Raw genomic sequence first — 14,398 nt, 5'->3', positions numbered from 1 at the left:
ATGAGCACCGCCACCGCCATCACCGAACAGGAATTCGGCCGCTTCCAGCGCTTCATCTTCGAAGCGGCTGGCATCAGCATTTCCTCCGGCAAAAAAGCCATGTTGTGCGGCCGCCTGGGCAAGCGCCTGCGCGAACATCAGTTCAGCAACTACACGCAGTACCTGCAGTTGCTGGAAAGCCGCCAGGACCGCGCCGAGATCCAGACCGCGATCGACCTGCTGACCACCAACGAAACCTATTTTTTCCGCGAGCCCAAGCACTTCGAGCTGCTGCGCAAGCTGGCCGGCGACCATCGCGGCGGCCTGCCGTTCCGGTGCTGGAGCGCAGCCAGCTCCAGCGGCGAAGAGGCCTACAGCATGGCGATGGTGCTGGACGACACCTTGCAAGGCCGCCCGTTCGAGGTGGTCGGCAGCGACATCAGCACCCGCGTGCTGGCCAAGGCACGCACCGGGCATTACGCCTTGCAACGCATCGACGGCATTCCGCAGCCCTATCTCAAACGCTATTGTCTGCGTGGCCAGGGCGAATACGACGGTACCTTGCTGGTGGAACGCCGGCTGCGCGATCGGGTGAAGTTCGTGCACGCCAACCTCAATACCGCGTTGCCGGCGCTGGGCAGCTTCGATGCGATCTTCCTGCGCAACGTCATGATCTATTTCAATGGCCAGACCAAGCGCGAGGTGATCCTGCGCGTGCTGTCCAATCTCAAATCGGGCGGGCATTTCTGCATCGGCCATTCGGAAAGCCTGAGCGAACTCGACATCGATCTGGTCCAGGTGGCACCCTCGATTTTCCGCAAGGCCTGAGCCAAGGATCGCCCGTGTCGACAGCCTTCAACCGCCCCGCCGCCAGCCCGGCTGCCAACACCAAGACCATCAAGGCCATGGTCGTCGACGACTCGGCGGTGGTGCGCCAGGTGCTGGTGAGCGTGCTCAACGACGCGGCCGACATCGAGGTCATCTCCACTGCAGCCGACCCGCTGCTGGCGATCGAGAAGATGCGCAAGCAATGGCCGGACGTGATCGTGCTGGATGTGGAAATGCCGCGCATGGACGGCATCACCTTCCTGCGCAAGATCATGAGCGAGCGGCCCACACCGGTGGTGATCTGCTCCACGCTCACCGAAAAAGGCGCGCGCGTCACGATGGATGCGCTGGCCGCCGGCGCGGTGGCGGTGGTGACCAAACCGCGGCTGGGACTCAAGCAATTCCTCACCGACTCGGCTGATGAACTGGTCAATACCGTGCGCAGCGCCGCACGCGCCAACGTCAAACGGCTGGCCGCGCGCGTCACTGCGGTGCCGCTGGAAGCGGAGGTCAAACACACCGCCGATGTGATCCTGCCGGCGCAAAGCGGGCGCGCGCTGGCGCAGACCACCGAGCGCATCGTCGCCATCGGCACCTCCACCGGCGGCACCCAGGCGCTGGAAGAAGTGCTGACCGCGTTGCCGCGCGTGTGCCCCGGCATCGTGATCGTGCAGCACATGCCGGAGAAATTCACTGCTGCTTTTGCTGCACGCCTGAATGGTTTGTGCCAGATCGCAGTGAAAGAGGCTGCCAACAACGATCGGGTGATGCCGGGCCGCGCGTTGATCGCGCCAGGCGGCAAGCATTTGCTGCTGCGACGCAGTGGCGCGCAGTACTTCGTCGAGGTCATGGAAGGCCCGCCGGTCAACCGCCATCGTCCCTCGGTGGATGTGCTGTTCCGCTCGGCCGCACGCGCCGCCGGCAGCAATGCACTGGGCATCATCATGACCGGCATGGGCGACGATGGCGCTGCCGGCCTGCTGGAAATGCGTCAGGCCGGCGCACGCACCGTGGCACAGGACGAGCACACCAGCATCGTGTTCGGCATGCCCAAGGAAGCGATCAAGCGCGGCGGCGCCGACCGCATTCTTCCGCTGGGCGCGATGGCGCGCGAGATCGTAACGCAGCTGCAGTAGCGCGCTGCGCGAAGAGCAGTGCGTTACAGCTGCGACTCCAACGGCAACCAGCCCATCACCGTCGCTGCGCCACGCCGCCACACGCTCGCTGCAGGCTCCTGCGACCACACCTCGGGCGGCTGCGCCGCATCGTCGTGCCAGCGCAGCTCACCCCGGTCCAGGGTCACGCGATAACTCAAGGGCGCACCGATCTTGCGGTTGTACACCTGCTCCAGTTCCGCGCTGACCGCACGGTCGTCGAACAGCAAACCCATCTCGGTATTGAGGTTCATCGAGCGCGGGTCGAGGTTGAACGAGCCGATAAAGCCGCTGCTGTCGTCCACCACAAACGCCTTGGTATGCAGGCTGGCACCGCTGGACCCGAACAGGCTGCCGTCCGGCTTGCCCATCGGCTTGAGCTCGTGCAGACGCACGCCTTGCGTGAGCAAGGGCACGCGGTAATCGGCGTAGCCGCTGTGCACGGCAACGACATCATTGGCAGCCAGGGAGTTGGTCAACACGCTGACGCGCACATTGCGTCGACGCAACCCGCCGATCCAGCGCATGCCCTCTTCACCCGGCACGAAATACGGCGAAATCACTTTCAATTCGCGCTGCGCGTGCGCCATCTCGCCGATCAAGGTCGGCGTCATCCAGTCTGCCTGCGGCGGCGCACCCTCGGCCTTTTCCGGCGGATCGGAGACGATGCGCGCCCGATCCAGCCAATGCACCTTGCGCTCGCCCTGCGTCAACGCCTGCACGCTCGGCGATTGGCGCAGCCGCTCCACGTAGGGATGCGCGCGTGCCGATTCCAGGCCAGCATCCAGACTGCCGCGCAACGCATCCAATGCCTGCGGCTTTGCCGTCACCAGCGCAGCCAGCGGCAGCGCATTGGGGCTGTTCCAGTACGCATCGAACACCTGCTCGGCCTGACCCACTGCCGGCCCCATCACCGCCGCGTCCATGTCCATGAAGTTGGTGTCGCGCGCCGCGTCGAAATACTCATCGCCCACGTTGCGGCCACCCACCACCGCGATGCGGCCATCGGCGATCCAGGCCTTGTTGTGCATGCGCCGATTGATGCTGAACATGCGCAGCACCATCTCCACGCCACGCATCAACGTGCCTTCGCGCGCGCGGGTGGGATTGAACAAGCGGATCTCGATTAGCGGATGACTATCGAGTGCCGCCAGCACCGAATCGCTGCCGTGGATGTTCATGTCGTCCAGCAGCAGGCGCACGCGCACGCCGCGATCGGCCGCGTGCAACAGTTCGTTATGCAACAGGTTGCCGGTGAAATCGGCATGCCAGATGTAGTACTGCAGATCCAGGCTGCGCCCGGCCACGCGCGCGGTGAGAGCGCGTACCGCAAACGCATCGATATTGTCGGGCAGGATCACCATGCCGGTTTGATCGGCATGCGCCTGCTGCAGCGGCGCGACGACTTGATCGATCGGCGTCGCCAATGCGGTGGCTGGCAACGCATGACTCGCCGGGCCACGCTGGCGATCGGCAAAGCGGCCGTAACCGTACAGCGACAGCACGCTACCCAGCACGAGCACCAGCGCCCCGATGCCGATCCATTTGAAGATGTTTCGCTTTGTCACTGCCGGCCCCGTATTGCAGAGCGCGGCAGTCTAGACGCTGCACATGCATGTGGATGTGCAGACGCAAGCGCACAAGCGAGCTCGACAAACCCCGCAAAAACAGCGGGTTTCCGACGAGCGCTGCCGCAACAGTGCTCGTCGGATGCAATCACGCTTACCAGATCGCGACGCGATCCTTGTCCCCACGCACCATCGCATCGCCAGGCTTGCACTGGAATGCCTGCGCAAACGCCGGCATGTTCGACGGCGCACCATTGGCGCGGAAATTGGCCGGCGCATGCGGGTCGGTGTTCAAGCGCACGCGCAATTCGCCATCGGTGAAGTTGCGGCGCCACACCGTGGCCCAGTTCATGAAGAAGCGCTGATCCTGCGTATAGCCATCGATCTGTTTGTTGAGATCCGGCTGCTCCTTCAACGCCATCTGCAAGGCATCGAAGGCCACGGTCAGGCCACCGAGGTCGCCGATGTTTTCGCCCAAGGTCAGCTTGCCTTTGACGTTGACGCCAGGGATCGCCTCGTAGCCATCAAACTGCGCCATCAGCTGATCGGTGCGCTGAGTGAACAGCTTGCGGTCCGCATCGGTCCACCAGATATCGAAGTTGCCCTTGGCATCGAACTGGCTGCCCGAATCGTCGTAGCCATGCATCATCTCGTGCCCGATCACCGCGCCGATGCCGCCATAGTTCAATGCCGGGTCGGCCTTGGGATCGAAGAACGGCGGCTGCAAAATCGCCGCCGGAAACACGATCTCGTTGCGGGTGGCGTTGTAGTACGCGTTCACCGTTTGCGGGGTCATATGCCACTCACGCTTGTCGACCGGCTTGCCGATCTTGTCCAGCATGTAGCGATAGTTGAACGCCTGCGCGGCCTGCATGTTGGCGAGAAATCCATCGCCACGCGTCTCCAGGCCAGACCAATCGCGCCACTGATCCGGGTAGCCGATCTTGGGCGTGAAGCTGGCCCATTTTTCCAGTGCGCGCTGCTTGGTTTCGGCGCTCATCCAGTCGAGTTTTTCCAGCCGCGCCTTGAGCGCAACGGACAGGTTCTGCACCAGCTGCTGCATCTGCTCCTTCGACTCGGCAGAGAACGCAGATTGCACATAGAGCTGGCCCAAGGCCTCGCCCATCGCCTCGTTGACCGCGTTCAAGGTGCGCTTCCAGCGCGGCAGCATGTCTTTTTGACCACGCAGCGTCTTGGCGTAGAAATCGAAGTTGGCCTGCTCGAACGGCTTGGCCAGATACGGCGCTGCCTCATCCACGCTGTGGAAGCGCAGGTACGCCTTCCAGGTCTCCACCGGCGTATCGGCCAGCATCGCATCGAGCTCGGCGAAGTAGCCAGGCTGGCTCAACGAGAACGTGGCGGCCGGCACCTTGAGCTCAGTGAAAAACGCCTGCCAATCGAAGTGCGGTGTCACTGCGTTGGCGCCGGCCACATCGACCGGGTTGTAGCGCTTGGCCGGGTCGCGCAGCTCGATGCGCGACAGCGAGGCGTTGGCCAGGCGCGTTTCGAACGCCATTACCGCCTTGGCCTGGGTGGCCGCCTGCGCTGCCGGAACGCCGGACAATTCCAGCACGCGTGCGATGTAGGCCACGTATTGCTCGCGGATCCTGGACTGCGCCGGATCGGTGTAATAGCCCTTCTCGGGCAGGCCCAAACCGCCCTGCCCCGCGTAGGCGATCATCTGTTCGGAATGCTTGTAATCGGCATTGGCGCCGAACGAGAACATGAAGCCCTGGCCCTGCGCATAGCTGTTGCGCAACCACGCGGCGATGGCCGGCGCATCGCTCAGCGCGTCGATCGCCTTCAGCTGCGGCTGCAGCGGCGTGATGCCGGCCTTGTCGATCGCCGCTTCGTCCGAGCCGGTGCGCCACAGGTCGGCGATCTTGGCATCCACCGAGCCGGCCGACAGATTGCCGCGCGCCAACTGCTCCACCAGTGCGTGCTGGATGGTCAGCGAACGCTCGGCCAGCACTTCGAAACTGCCCCAGCTGGTGCGGTCCGATGGCACCGGGTTGGCCTTGAGCCACTTGGCGTTGACGAATCCGTTGAGGTCCTGGCACGCGTTGATGGCCGGATCCAGATCGTTGATGCCGAACGCCACGATCGGCGCATCGAGCTTGGACACATCCACCCTGGTCGGCGCGGCCTGTGGCGCAGTAAACGCCGGCTTTGCAGCGTCATCGGATTTACCACACGCCGACAGCATCACCGCGATGGCCACCGCAAGCGATAGCGGGGCGAACTTGCTCAACATCATTGAATTCTCCAAGGCACAAGACCGCGTCATGCGCAGTCGAAAAAGTAGGTGATCGTCCGAAAGACAACCACGCAAGTCATTGCAGCGACACCACGACGCCCTGACGTCAGAGATCGCGCTTTGGGGAAAGATCATCTGTGCGCCATCCAACCTGGCGCTCATGAGGTTCTGTCGTCAACTGATCGAACGCTGCCTTCCGGCGCATGACGCGCCATCGAGTGCAGTTACTTGCGTGCGTAAAACGGTGCCATCAACAGGTACACCGGATACGCCAACACCATCAGCACCAACGCGACCTCATGCCCGGACGCTGCGTCCGCCCAGGATTCCATCTGCCGCGACGGCCCAAACAGCCCGAACGCCAGCAGCAACACCCCAACCACGCAGATCAGCAGCGCCACCCCCATCGCCGACCCGGACACACGGCCATTGGCCAGCACGCCGAACGCACCGCTCCCACCGGCCAACAGCAGCCCCAACGTCACCAGATACGCGCGGCAGTAGGTGGCACTCATCTGCTGCGTTTTACGTTTGCCGGACATCATGTCTCCCCTGCAAGAACACACGCATGCGGTGCCTGTTCGATCCACGAACAGGCACCGCTCACGTTTTAGACCCGCACGCGTCATCCGACCGCGCGGTGCGAAACACGCGACGCGCTACGCGCACTGCACGCAGCGCAGCCAGCGAGCGCCGTGCTTACTTCGCCTTGCCCTGATTGGCCACCGCTTCGGCCGCGCGCTTGGCCGCTTCCGGGTCGCCCAGGTAGCGGAAGCTCTGCACCTGCAGCTCGTCGTCCAGCTCGAACAGCAACGGGATGCCGGTCGGGATGTTGAGTTCCAGGATCTGCTCGTTGGAGACGTCATTGAGGTACTTGTACAGCGCGCGCAGCGAGTTGCCGTGCGCGGTCACCAGCACGGTCTGCCCGGCCTTCAACTGCGGGGCGATCGCGTCGTGCCAGTACGGCAGCACGCGCACCAGCGTGGTCGCCAGCGACTCGGTGCCCGGCAATGCATTGCGATCCAGCGTGGCGTAGCGACGGTCGTGGCACGGATGCCCCGGATCGTCGACGTCCATCGCCGGCGGCGGAATGTCGTAGGAACGGCGCCAGATCTTGACCTGTTCCTCGCCGTGCTTGGCGGCGGTTTCGGCCTTGTCCAAGCCCTGCAAGCCGCCGTAATGACGCTCGTTGAGACGCCAGCTCTTGGACACCGGCAGCCAGTCCTGATCGAGTTCCTTCAATGCGCCCTGCAACGTGTGGATGGCGCGCTTGAGCACCGAGGTGTGGGCCACATCGAACTGCAGGCCCTCGTCCTTCATCAGCTTGCCGGCGGTGGCGGCTTCCTGGCGGCCCTGCTCGGTGAGTTCCACATCCACCCAGCCGGTGAAACGGTTGTCCAGATTCCATTGGCTCTGGCCATGGCGCAGCAGTACGAGTTTGCGGGTCACTCAGGTTCTCCGATGGGGGCCGATCAGTCTGCGATTGTAGCGGCAGCCAGCGCATCGCTGGCGTGCACGAGATCGCTACGTGCGGCGCGCGATGCTGTGACCATGCAAGCGACGAACACTCCCGTCTTTGCCGGTTGGGACGGCAGCATCCTCCAGGCAAGACAGTTGCAACAGCAACTGGCACAGCGCGTGGTGTTGCAGGATCAGGTCAGTACGGCACCGCAGGTGCTGGCCGGTTTCGACGTCGGCTTCGAAGACGATGGTCAGACCACGCGCGCCGCAGCGGTGCTGCTGGATGCGCACACCCTGCTGCCGCTGGAAACGCATGTGGCGCGCTTGCCCACCTCGATGCCTTATGTGCCCGGCCTGCTCAGTTTTCGCGAACTGCCTGCGTTGCTGGAGGCACTGGCCTTGCTCTCGCGCACGCCGGATCTGGTCTTTATCGACGGCCAGGGCATCGCGCATCCACGCAAGTTGGGCATCGCCGCGCATTTCGGCGTGGTGACCGGGTTGCCTTGCATCGGTGTGGCCAAGCAGCGCCTGGCCGGCAGCTTTACCGAACCCGGACCCGCGCGTGGCGAGCACAGCCCGATCCTGCTCGGCGGCGCGCAGATCGGCTGGGCGCTGCGCAGCAAGCCGCGCTGCAACCCGCTGATCGTCTCGCCCGGGCATCGCGTCTCCATGCAGGGCGCGCTCGCGTGGACACTGCGCACGCTGCGCGCGTATCGCCTGCCCGAGCCCACGCGTCTGGCCGACCGGCTGGCCTCGCGGCGTGGCGAGGTCATGTCCGACGTGCAAGGTGACCTGCTGGGCTGACCGCCAGCGCCGGCAACAACGCGGAACGTACCGTCTTGTCCAACCACTCGGCCGCCATCGCGCGCGCGTGCGAAGCTTGCGCTCTCTTTCGATCGCCACGAGCCGCCGCCATGACCACGATCATCGCTCCACGCGTCCATGACATCGGCGGGCTGGAAGTGCGCCGCGCCGTGCCCACCCTCCAGGCGCGCAGCATCGGCCCGTTCGTGTTCGTCGACCAGATGGGCCCGGCCGTGCTGGAACCGGATCACGGCATCGACGTGCGCCCGCATCCGCATATCGGCCTGGCCACGGTCACCTTCCTGTGGTCCGGCGAGATCGGCCACCGCGACACGCTCGGCTCCGATCAGGTGATTCGCGCTGGCGACGTCAACTGGATGACCGCCGGCCGCGGCATCGCCCATTCCGAACGCACGCCCGGCCCCGAGCGCGCCCGCGAGCATGCATTGCACGGCATGCAGACCTGGGTCGCCCTGCCGCGCTCGGCCGAAGAAACCGCGCCAGCGTTCTACCACCATGCCGCCGCCAGCTTGCCGCAACAACGCCGCGATGGCGCCTTGCTGCGCGTGATCGCCGGACGTGCCTATGGCGAAGAATCGCCGGTCAAGGTCTTCAGCGATACGCTCAACGTGGCGATCGATCTGGAGGCCGATGCCGAAATCGACCTGGACACCGGCCACCTCGAACGCGCGCTCTACATTCTCGACGGCGATGCGCAACTGGATGGCGCGGATGTTCCTGCCCGCCATCTGATCATTCCCTCGCCCGGCGCGCGCGGACGGCTGCGTGCCAAGACACCGCTCAAGGCGATGCTGCTCGGCGGCGAGCCGTTGGATGGCCCGCGCCACCTGTGGTGGAACTTCGTGTCCAGCTCCAAGGAGCGCATCGAGCAGGCCAAGGACGACTGGCAGGCCGGTCGTTTCGGCAGCATTCCCGGCGACGACAAGGAATTCATTCCATTGCCGGAGACCCCGGCGCCCACGCCGGTCAATTACCCCTGAAGCCAGCGATGCGGGCGCGGCGATACGCCCAAGTCTCGAATCGATCCCGAAGCGCGAGTGCCCCTGCGCACAGCCAATTCCAGCCATGTTTGCGACCACGCTTGAGCTTGCAGACAAAACTGTGGTAGTGATGTCGCTCTAGGTCGGGGGCATGTTGCGTGCGAGGCACAGCCGGGCGGGGAGCGCACGGGCTGTTACGACGACACGCTGGAAGGCATCGCCCCTGTGCAGTCATCCATCGCCGGGGAACACTTGAATGAAGTCTGCATCCTGCCTTGTCGGCTTGAGCTTGCTGTTGGCCGCCGCCACCGCTTACGCACAAACCTCGCCGGTCTGCCCGCCACTGCCGCCGGCCTCCGGCCTGCAATGGAACGAACTCGCAGGCGCCGACTATCTGGTCTGCAAAGCCGTGACGGCCGACGGTCGCCAGGTCGTAGGCGTCATGCTCACCACCCGCGACCCGGCAATGACGCTGGCACGTGACCGACGCGCGGAAAAAGGCCAGATCCAGCAGGAAGACTTTTACTGGTACAAGCTCGATCTGGGCGGCCGTCAGCTGCCGGGCATGGAATCGCGCCGCGTCACCGTGGTCGAGCTGGGCAAGAAGCGCTACGCGCAGCTGTGGATCGACGGCGCCAATACCGAAGAGCTGGCCTTGATGCAGTCGCTGGTGCAGAACATGGATCTGCAGCCGGCCAGCCTGGCGTTGCAGCGCTGACGCACCTCGCTTCGCAGCGCTGCCTCCTCATGCCGCATTGAGGAAGTTGCGGCAGGCCGGTTTGCCCGGCCCCTTGCTGGTCGCTTCTATCGCACCTGCCTGCAAGCGATCTTGCTGGCCTAAGGCGCACTCCGCGCCTGCATCCTTGCGACAGCCGCGCGGCATTTCGGCACGCTTACCTTGCGGCGTCACCTGCTTCGGTCCGCAGCTGCAGTTGGCTGTCGATCAGCACCTGCCCTGTCAGCAGCCGATGGATGGGGCACTTGTCGGCCACTTCCATCAAGCGCGTGCGCTGATCCTCATCCAGCGCACCGTCGAGCACGATCTCACGCGTGATCACCGTGCCCGCAGCGCCGCGCTGGGTGTAATGCAGATGCACGTGCACCGCCGTCAGCGGCCACTGCTTGCGCGCCGCCACCATCGACACCGTGATCGCAGTGCAGGCCCCCAACGCGCCCAACACCTGCGACTCGGGATCCGGCCCGGCGTCGGCGCCGCCGTTGGCCGGCTGGGTGTCGCCGCTCCAGGTATGCCGACCGTCGTGGATGCTAACGGTGTACGGCACTGCGCCGGTGCTGACGCTGACGGGTCTGTCACTCATGACGCTCTCCCACGGGGGCTCGAGCGGGCCGGTTCAAAACCGACCCTCCTGAAAATCGACGAAGGCCTGCATCAATTCCTGCTTGGTATTCATCACGAACGGGCCGTGCCGCATCACCGGCTCGTTGAGCGGGCGGCCCGCGACCAGGATCAGCTGCGCACCCTCGGCACCGGCGTGCAGCGTCAAACGCTCGCCACCGCCCAGCACCGCCAGTTCCTGTGCCGGCAGCGCGCGCGAAGCATCGCCCTCGCCCACCGTCAGCGCACCTTCGAAGGCATACGCAAACGCGTTGTGCCCGCTGGGCAGTACGTAGTCCCAGCTGACGTTCGGCGCGAGTGCGATATCCAGATACAGCGGGTCGGTGGCGGGTTGCACGATCGGCCCGCGCACCTCGCCGACGGTTCCGGCGATCACCTTGACCGTCACACCGGGCGCCGGATGCGCGACCGGAATGCTCTCCGGTGCGTATTCCTGATACTTGGGCTCGGTCATCTTGTCGCGCGCCGGCAGATTTACCCACAGCTGGAAGCCGCGCATGCGCCCGGACTCCTGCTCGGGCATTTCCGAATGGATCAGCCCGCGCCCGGCGGTCATCCACTGCACGCTGCCCGGGGTCAGCAGACCCTCGTTGCCGTGGTTGTCCTTGTGCCGCATGCGGCCGTCGAGCATGTAGGTCACCGTCTCGAAGCCGCGATGCGGGTGGCTGGGGAATCCGGCCAGATAGTCCTCTGCCTTGTCGGTGCCGAACTCGTCCAGCATCAGAAACGGATCCAGGTCCGGCAGCTGTTGGGTGCCGATCACGCGGGTCAGCTTGACCCCGGCTCCGTCGGAGGTGGGCATGCCGCGAATCGTGCGCAGCACTTGGACCGCTGCGGTGGTGGGGGTGGCGCTCATCGAACTCTCCCTGTGCGGATTGAATAGCCTCACATGATGGATGCGCGCGACAGGCGTCCCAACCGCGGCCGGCGCAACCGATCGTTCTATTGCCTGGCTGCCGCGTCCGGCTGCTGCGCCTGGCTACCACGTCGCGGTCGCCCAGTGCAGCCAAGACGCTCTACAACTAAAGTTTTACCCCGGCCCGGAACGGCGCCATTGACCACAGGCAGGCAGGGGGTGACCCTTAAGTGAATCGTTCCTGAGGGGCATGCATGAAAGGGTTCTCGAAGTTGGCCTGGGGCGCGCTGGCGCTGCTGGCCGCATTCTGTCTGGGTACCGTGGCGCTAAGGCGCGGCGAACATATCAACGCGTTGTGGATCGTGGTTGCCGCCGTCTCGATCTATCTGATCGCCTACCGGTTCTACAGTCTGTTCATCGCCGACAAGGTGATGCAGCTGGATATCACCCGCGCCACGCCGGCGGTGAGCAACAACGACGGCCTGGACTACGTGCCCACCAACAAGCATGTGCTGTTCGGCCACCACTTCGCCGCGATTGCCGGCGCCGGGCCCTTGGTCGGCCCGGTGCTTGCCGCACAGATGGGCTACCTGCCCGGGCTGCTGTGGCTGGTGGTCGGCGTGGTGTTTGCCGGCGCGGTGCAGGACTTCGTGGTGCTGTTTCTGTCCAGCCGCCGCAACGGCCGCTCGCTGGGCGATCTGGTGCGCGAGGAAATGGGCCAGGTGCCCGGCACCATCGCCTTGTTCGGCGCCTTCCTGATCATGATCATCATCCTGGCGGTGCTGGCGATGGTGGTGGTCAAGGCGCTGGCGGAAAGCCCGTGGGGCATGTTCACGGTGATCGCCACGATGCCGATCGCGCTGATGATGGGCGTGTACATGCGCTACATCCGGGTCGGCAAGATCGGCGAGATTTCGGTGGTCGGGCTGATCCTGTTGCTGGGCGCGATCTGGCTGGGCGGCAAGGTTGCCGCCGACCCGAGCTGGGGCCCGGCCTTCACCTTCACCGCCAAGCAGATCACCTGGATGTTGATCGGCTATGGCTTCGTCGCCTCGGTACTGCCGGTGTGGCTGCTGCTGGCCCCGCGCGATTATCTGTCCACCTTCCTCAAGATCGGCACGATCCTGGCGCTGGCGATCGGCATCCTGGTCGTGATGCCGGATCTGAAAATGCCGGCACTGACCCAGTTCGCCTCCACCGGCGACGGCCCGGTGTGGAAGGGCGGCATCTTCCCGTTCCTGTTCATCACGATTGCGTGTGGCGCAGTCTCCGGCTTCCACGCGTTGATCGCCTCGGGCACCACGCCCAAGCTGCTCGCCAACGAAGGTCATATGCGCTACATCGGCTACGGCGGCATGCTGATGGAATCGTTCGTGGCGGTGATGGCGCTGGTGGCCGCATCGATCATCGAGCCGGGCATCTACTTCGCGATGAACAGCCCTGCTTCGCTGGTCGGCAGCGACACCGTGGCGGTGGCCGCAAAAGTCTCCGAGTGGGGCTTTGCGATCACCCCCGAGATTTTGGAAGCCACCGCAAAAGACATCGGCGAGCACAGCATCCTGGCGCGCGCCGGCGGTGCGCCCACACTGGCCGTGGGGATCGCGCAGATCCTGCACCAGCTGCTGCCTGGCGAAGACACCATGGCATTCTGGTACCACTTCGCCATCCTGTTCGAAGCGCTGTTCATCCTCACTGCGGTGGATGCGGGTACGCGCGCGGGCCGCTTCATGCTGCAGGACCTGCTGGGCAACTTCATCCCGGCATTGAAAAAGACCGAGTCGTGGACCGCCAACATCATCGCCACCGCCGGTTGCGTGGCGCTGTGGGGGTATCTGCTCTACACCGGCGTGATCGATCCGTTCGGCGGCATCCAGACCTTGTGGCCGTTGTTCGGCATCTCCAACCAGATGCTGGCCGGGATCGCGCTGATGCTGGGCACGGTAGTGCTGTTCAAGATGAAGCGCGACCGCTACGCCTGGGTCACCATCGTGCCGGCGCTGTGGCTGCTGATCTGCACCACGTATGCAGGGCTGATCAAGATCTTCGACAGCAACCCGGCGCAGGGTTTCCTGGCGCAGGCGCACAAGTACCAGGACGCGATCGCCAGCAACACCATCACCGCGCCGGCCAAGACGGTGGCGCAGATGCAGCAGATCGTCACCAACGCCTACGTCAACACGGGGCTGACGGTGCTGTTCCTGTTCGTGGTGGGCTCGATCCTGATCTACGCGGTCAAGACCATCGTGATTGCGCGCCGCAATCCGCAGCGTAGCGACCGCGAAACCCCATACGTGGCCTTGCAGCCACACCAGATGGCGGACCTGTAATGGGCACCCAACTCGTACTTGCCAGCCAATACCAGGTCCACCGCCGCATCTGGCGACGCCTGATCCAGACCGCACGCCTGTGCTGCGGCATTCCCGATTACGACAACTACGTGCGCCACATGCTGGAAAAACATCCCGACAAACCGGTGATGGACTACCCGGCCTTCTTCCGCGAGCGCCAGGACGCGCGGTACGGCGGCAAGAGCGGGTTTCGTTGCTGTTGATCGGTGATCAGTTGATCAAGAAGTAGAAACGCAACAGGGCGCGATGCGAATCGCGCCCTGTTGCGTTGATGGCAATGCGTTGGTTGCAGAGCGGCTGACCTGCGGGTTGGCTGCAGGCCTTGCTCGCCCACCATCGCGGGACACGCCGCAAGGTAGAGCGGCTGATCTGCGGTTTGGCTGCAAGGCCCTTGCCCGCCCACCATCGCGGGACACGCCGCAAGTACGTCCGTGTAGGCTCTTACGCGGCATCCATGCCGCGTAAGGTCCCGCGACGGTGGACGGGCAAGGACCAATCGAGAGTGTCGGTGTGCATGGTTGCAAGCAGTGCAATACGCGCGTTTTTTTGGATGACGGCGCGAATGTCGGCGCGTCCGATCAGCGTCGCAACACGAACGAATAATAGGCTGGCTTTCAACGAACGACCTACGAACGTTCTGGTGCGGTGCCCTCACCGATTGCGGGACCATGTGGCGGCATGGATGCCGCCACTGAGCCTCCAGGGACGGATTCACGGCGTGTCCCGCAAGCGGTGAGGGCACCGCGCACTCGACTAACTAGGCTTTTGATCTAAGCATTTGACTG

Annotated in this window: 13 protein-coding genes; 7 read left to right on the top strand and 6 right to left on the bottom strand. The window is 64.5% G+C overall.

Annotation, left to right across the window (positions count from 1 at the left end; all coding sequences use genetic code 11):
- Together AC1KVG_RS18380 and AC1KVG_RS18375 are read left to right on the top strand one after the other, a co-directional pair.
- A complete protein-coding gene (locus AC1KVG_RS18380) occupies positions 1 to 807 on the top strand; it encodes a CheR family methyltransferase (protein WP_481095330.1) in 807 nt (268 codons plus the stop codon).
- The gene (locus AC1KVG_RS18375; RefSeq protein WP_043911542.1) at positions 804 to 1,943 is read left to right on the top strand and encodes a protein-glutamate methylesterase/protein-glutamine glutaminase; all 1,140 of its coding nucleotides are present in this window, start codon (positions 804 to 806) and stop codon (positions 1,941 to 1,943) included. The genes AC1KVG_RS18380 and AC1KVG_RS18375 overlap by 4 nt, the downstream gene beginning before the upstream one ends.
- Positions 1,944 to 1,966: 23 nt before the next feature.
- On the opposite strand, the gene AC1KVG_RS18370 is transcribed toward AC1KVG_RS18375, so the two are convergent.
- The 4 genes from AC1KVG_RS18370 to gpmA form a co-directional block, all read right to left on the bottom strand.
- Positions 1,967 to 3,529 carry a phospholipase D family protein gene (locus tag AC1KVG_RS18370; RefSeq protein WP_481095329.1) on the bottom strand — a complete coding sequence of 521 codons (1,563 nt, stop codon included), beginning with the start codon at positions 3,527 to 3,529 and terminating at the stop codon, positions 1,967 to 1,969.
- 154 nt (positions 3,530 to 3,683) lie between these two features.
- On the bottom strand, positions 3,684 to 5,786 hold the full coding sequence (locus tag AC1KVG_RS18365) for a M13 family metallopeptidase (RefSeq protein WP_481095328.1): 2,103 nt from the start codon (positions 5,784 to 5,786) through the stop codon (positions 3,684 to 3,686).
- Positions 5,787 to 6,010: 224 nt separating this feature from the next.
- Complete coding sequence (locus tag AC1KVG_RS18360; protein WP_481095327.1) at positions 6,011 to 6,328, bottom strand: hypothetical protein; 318 nt, start codon at positions 6,326 to 6,328, stop codon at positions 6,011 to 6,013.
- 157 nt (positions 6,329 to 6,485) lie between these two features.
- Positions 6,486 to 7,235: a 2,3-diphosphoglycerate-dependent phosphoglycerate mutase gene (gpmA, locus tag AC1KVG_RS18355; RefSeq protein WP_176341462.1), complete on the bottom strand. Its 750-nt coding sequence runs from the start codon at positions 7,233 to 7,235 to the stop codon at positions 6,486 to 6,488.
- Here gpmA and nfi point away from each other — a divergent pair.
- The 3 genes from nfi (at position 7,206) to AC1KVG_RS18340 (ending at position 9,770) form a co-directional block, all read left to right on the top strand.
- The gene (gene nfi / locus AC1KVG_RS18350) at positions 7,206 to 8,051 is read left to right on the top strand and encodes a deoxyribonuclease V (protein WP_481095326.1); all 846 of its coding nucleotides are present in this window, start codon (positions 7,206 to 7,208) and stop codon (positions 8,049 to 8,051) included. The genes gpmA and nfi overlap by 30 nt on opposite strands.
- Before the next feature lie 110 nt (positions 8,052 to 8,161).
- A complete protein-coding gene (locus tag AC1KVG_RS18345) occupies positions 8,162 to 9,052 on the top strand; it encodes a pirin family protein (protein WP_481095325.1) in 891 nt (296 codons plus the stop codon).
- Positions 9,053 to 9,308: 256 nt separating this feature from the next.
- Positions 9,309 to 9,770 carry a hypothetical protein gene (locus AC1KVG_RS18340; RefSeq protein WP_006453352.1) on the top strand — a complete coding sequence of 154 codons (462 nt, stop codon included), beginning with the start codon at positions 9,309 to 9,311 and terminating at the stop codon, positions 9,768 to 9,770.
- 175 nt (positions 9,771 to 9,945) lie between these two features.
- On the opposite strand, the gene AC1KVG_RS18335 is transcribed toward AC1KVG_RS18340, so the two are convergent.
- On the bottom strand, positions 9,946 to 10,371 hold the full coding sequence (locus AC1KVG_RS18335; RefSeq protein ID WP_481095324.1) for an OsmC family protein: 426 nt from the start codon (positions 10,369 to 10,371) through the stop codon (positions 9,946 to 9,948).
- Between the two features lie 33 nt (positions 10,372 to 10,404).
- Positions 10,405 to 11,265, bottom strand: a complete 861-nt coding sequence (locus AC1KVG_RS18330; RefSeq protein WP_481095323.1) for a pirin family protein — start codon at positions 11,263 to 11,265, stop codon at positions 10,405 to 10,407.
- A gap of 254 nt (positions 11,266 to 11,519) precedes the next feature.
- On the opposite strand from AC1KVG_RS18330, the gene AC1KVG_RS18325 reads away from it, so the two are divergent.
- The gene (locus AC1KVG_RS18325; RefSeq protein ID WP_168958884.1) at positions 11,520 to 13,592 is read left to right on the top strand and encodes a carbon starvation CstA family protein; all 2,073 of its coding nucleotides are present in this window, start codon (positions 11,520 to 11,522) and stop codon (positions 13,590 to 13,592) included.
- Complete coding sequence (locus AC1KVG_RS18320; RefSeq protein ID WP_005926176.1) at positions 13,592 to 13,816, top strand: YbdD/YjiX family protein; 225 nt, start codon at positions 13,592 to 13,594, stop codon at positions 13,814 to 13,816. The genes AC1KVG_RS18325 and AC1KVG_RS18320 overlap by 1 nt, the downstream gene beginning before the upstream one ends.
- Positions 13,817 to 14,398: the final 582 nt, after the last annotated feature.

This window comes from Xanthomonas sp. NCPPB 3959 (assembly GCF_056675575.1).
This window is presented reverse-complemented; position numbering and strand designations above follow the sequence as displayed.

Excerpts from the sequence above, each read along its gene's own strand:
- AC1KVG_RS18380 (WP_481095330.1), top strand. The coding sequence starts at position 1 with ATGAGCACCGCCACCGCCATCACCGAACAGGAATTCGGCCGCTTCCAG.
- AC1KVG_RS18365 (WP_481095328.1), bottom strand. The coding sequence starts at position 5,786 with ATGATGTTGAGCAAGTTCGCCCCGCTATCGCTTGCGGTGGCCATCGCG.
- AC1KVG_RS18360 (WP_481095327.1), bottom strand. The coding sequence starts at position 6,328 with ATGTCCGGCAAACGTAAAACGCAGCAGATGAGTGCCACCTACTGCCGC.
- nfi (WP_481095326.1), top strand. The coding sequence starts at position 7,206 with ATGGCGCAGCAGTACGAGTTTGCGGGTCACTCAGGTTCTCCGATGGGG.
- AC1KVG_RS18345 (WP_481095325.1), top strand. The coding sequence starts at position 8,162 with ATGACCACGATCATCGCTCCACGCGTCCATGACATCGGCGGGCTGGAA.
- AC1KVG_RS18340 (WP_006453352.1), top strand. The coding sequence starts at position 9,309 with ATGAAGTCTGCATCCTGCCTTGTCGGCTTGAGCTTGCTGTTGGCCGCC.
- AC1KVG_RS18335 (WP_481095324.1), bottom strand. The coding sequence starts at position 10,371 with ATGAGTGACAGACCCGTCAGCGTCAGCACCGGCGCAGTGCCGTACACC.
- AC1KVG_RS18330 (WP_481095323.1), bottom strand. The coding sequence starts at position 11,265 with ATGAGCGCCACCCCCACCACCGCAGCGGTCCAAGTGCTGCGCACGATT.
- AC1KVG_RS18325 (WP_168958884.1), top strand. The coding sequence starts at position 11,520 with ATGAAAGGGTTCTCGAAGTTGGCCTGGGGCGCGCTGGCGCTGCTGGCC.
- AC1KVG_RS18320 (WP_005926176.1), top strand. The coding sequence starts at position 13,592 with ATGGGCACCCAACTCGTACTTGCCAGCCAATACCAGGTCCACCGCCGC.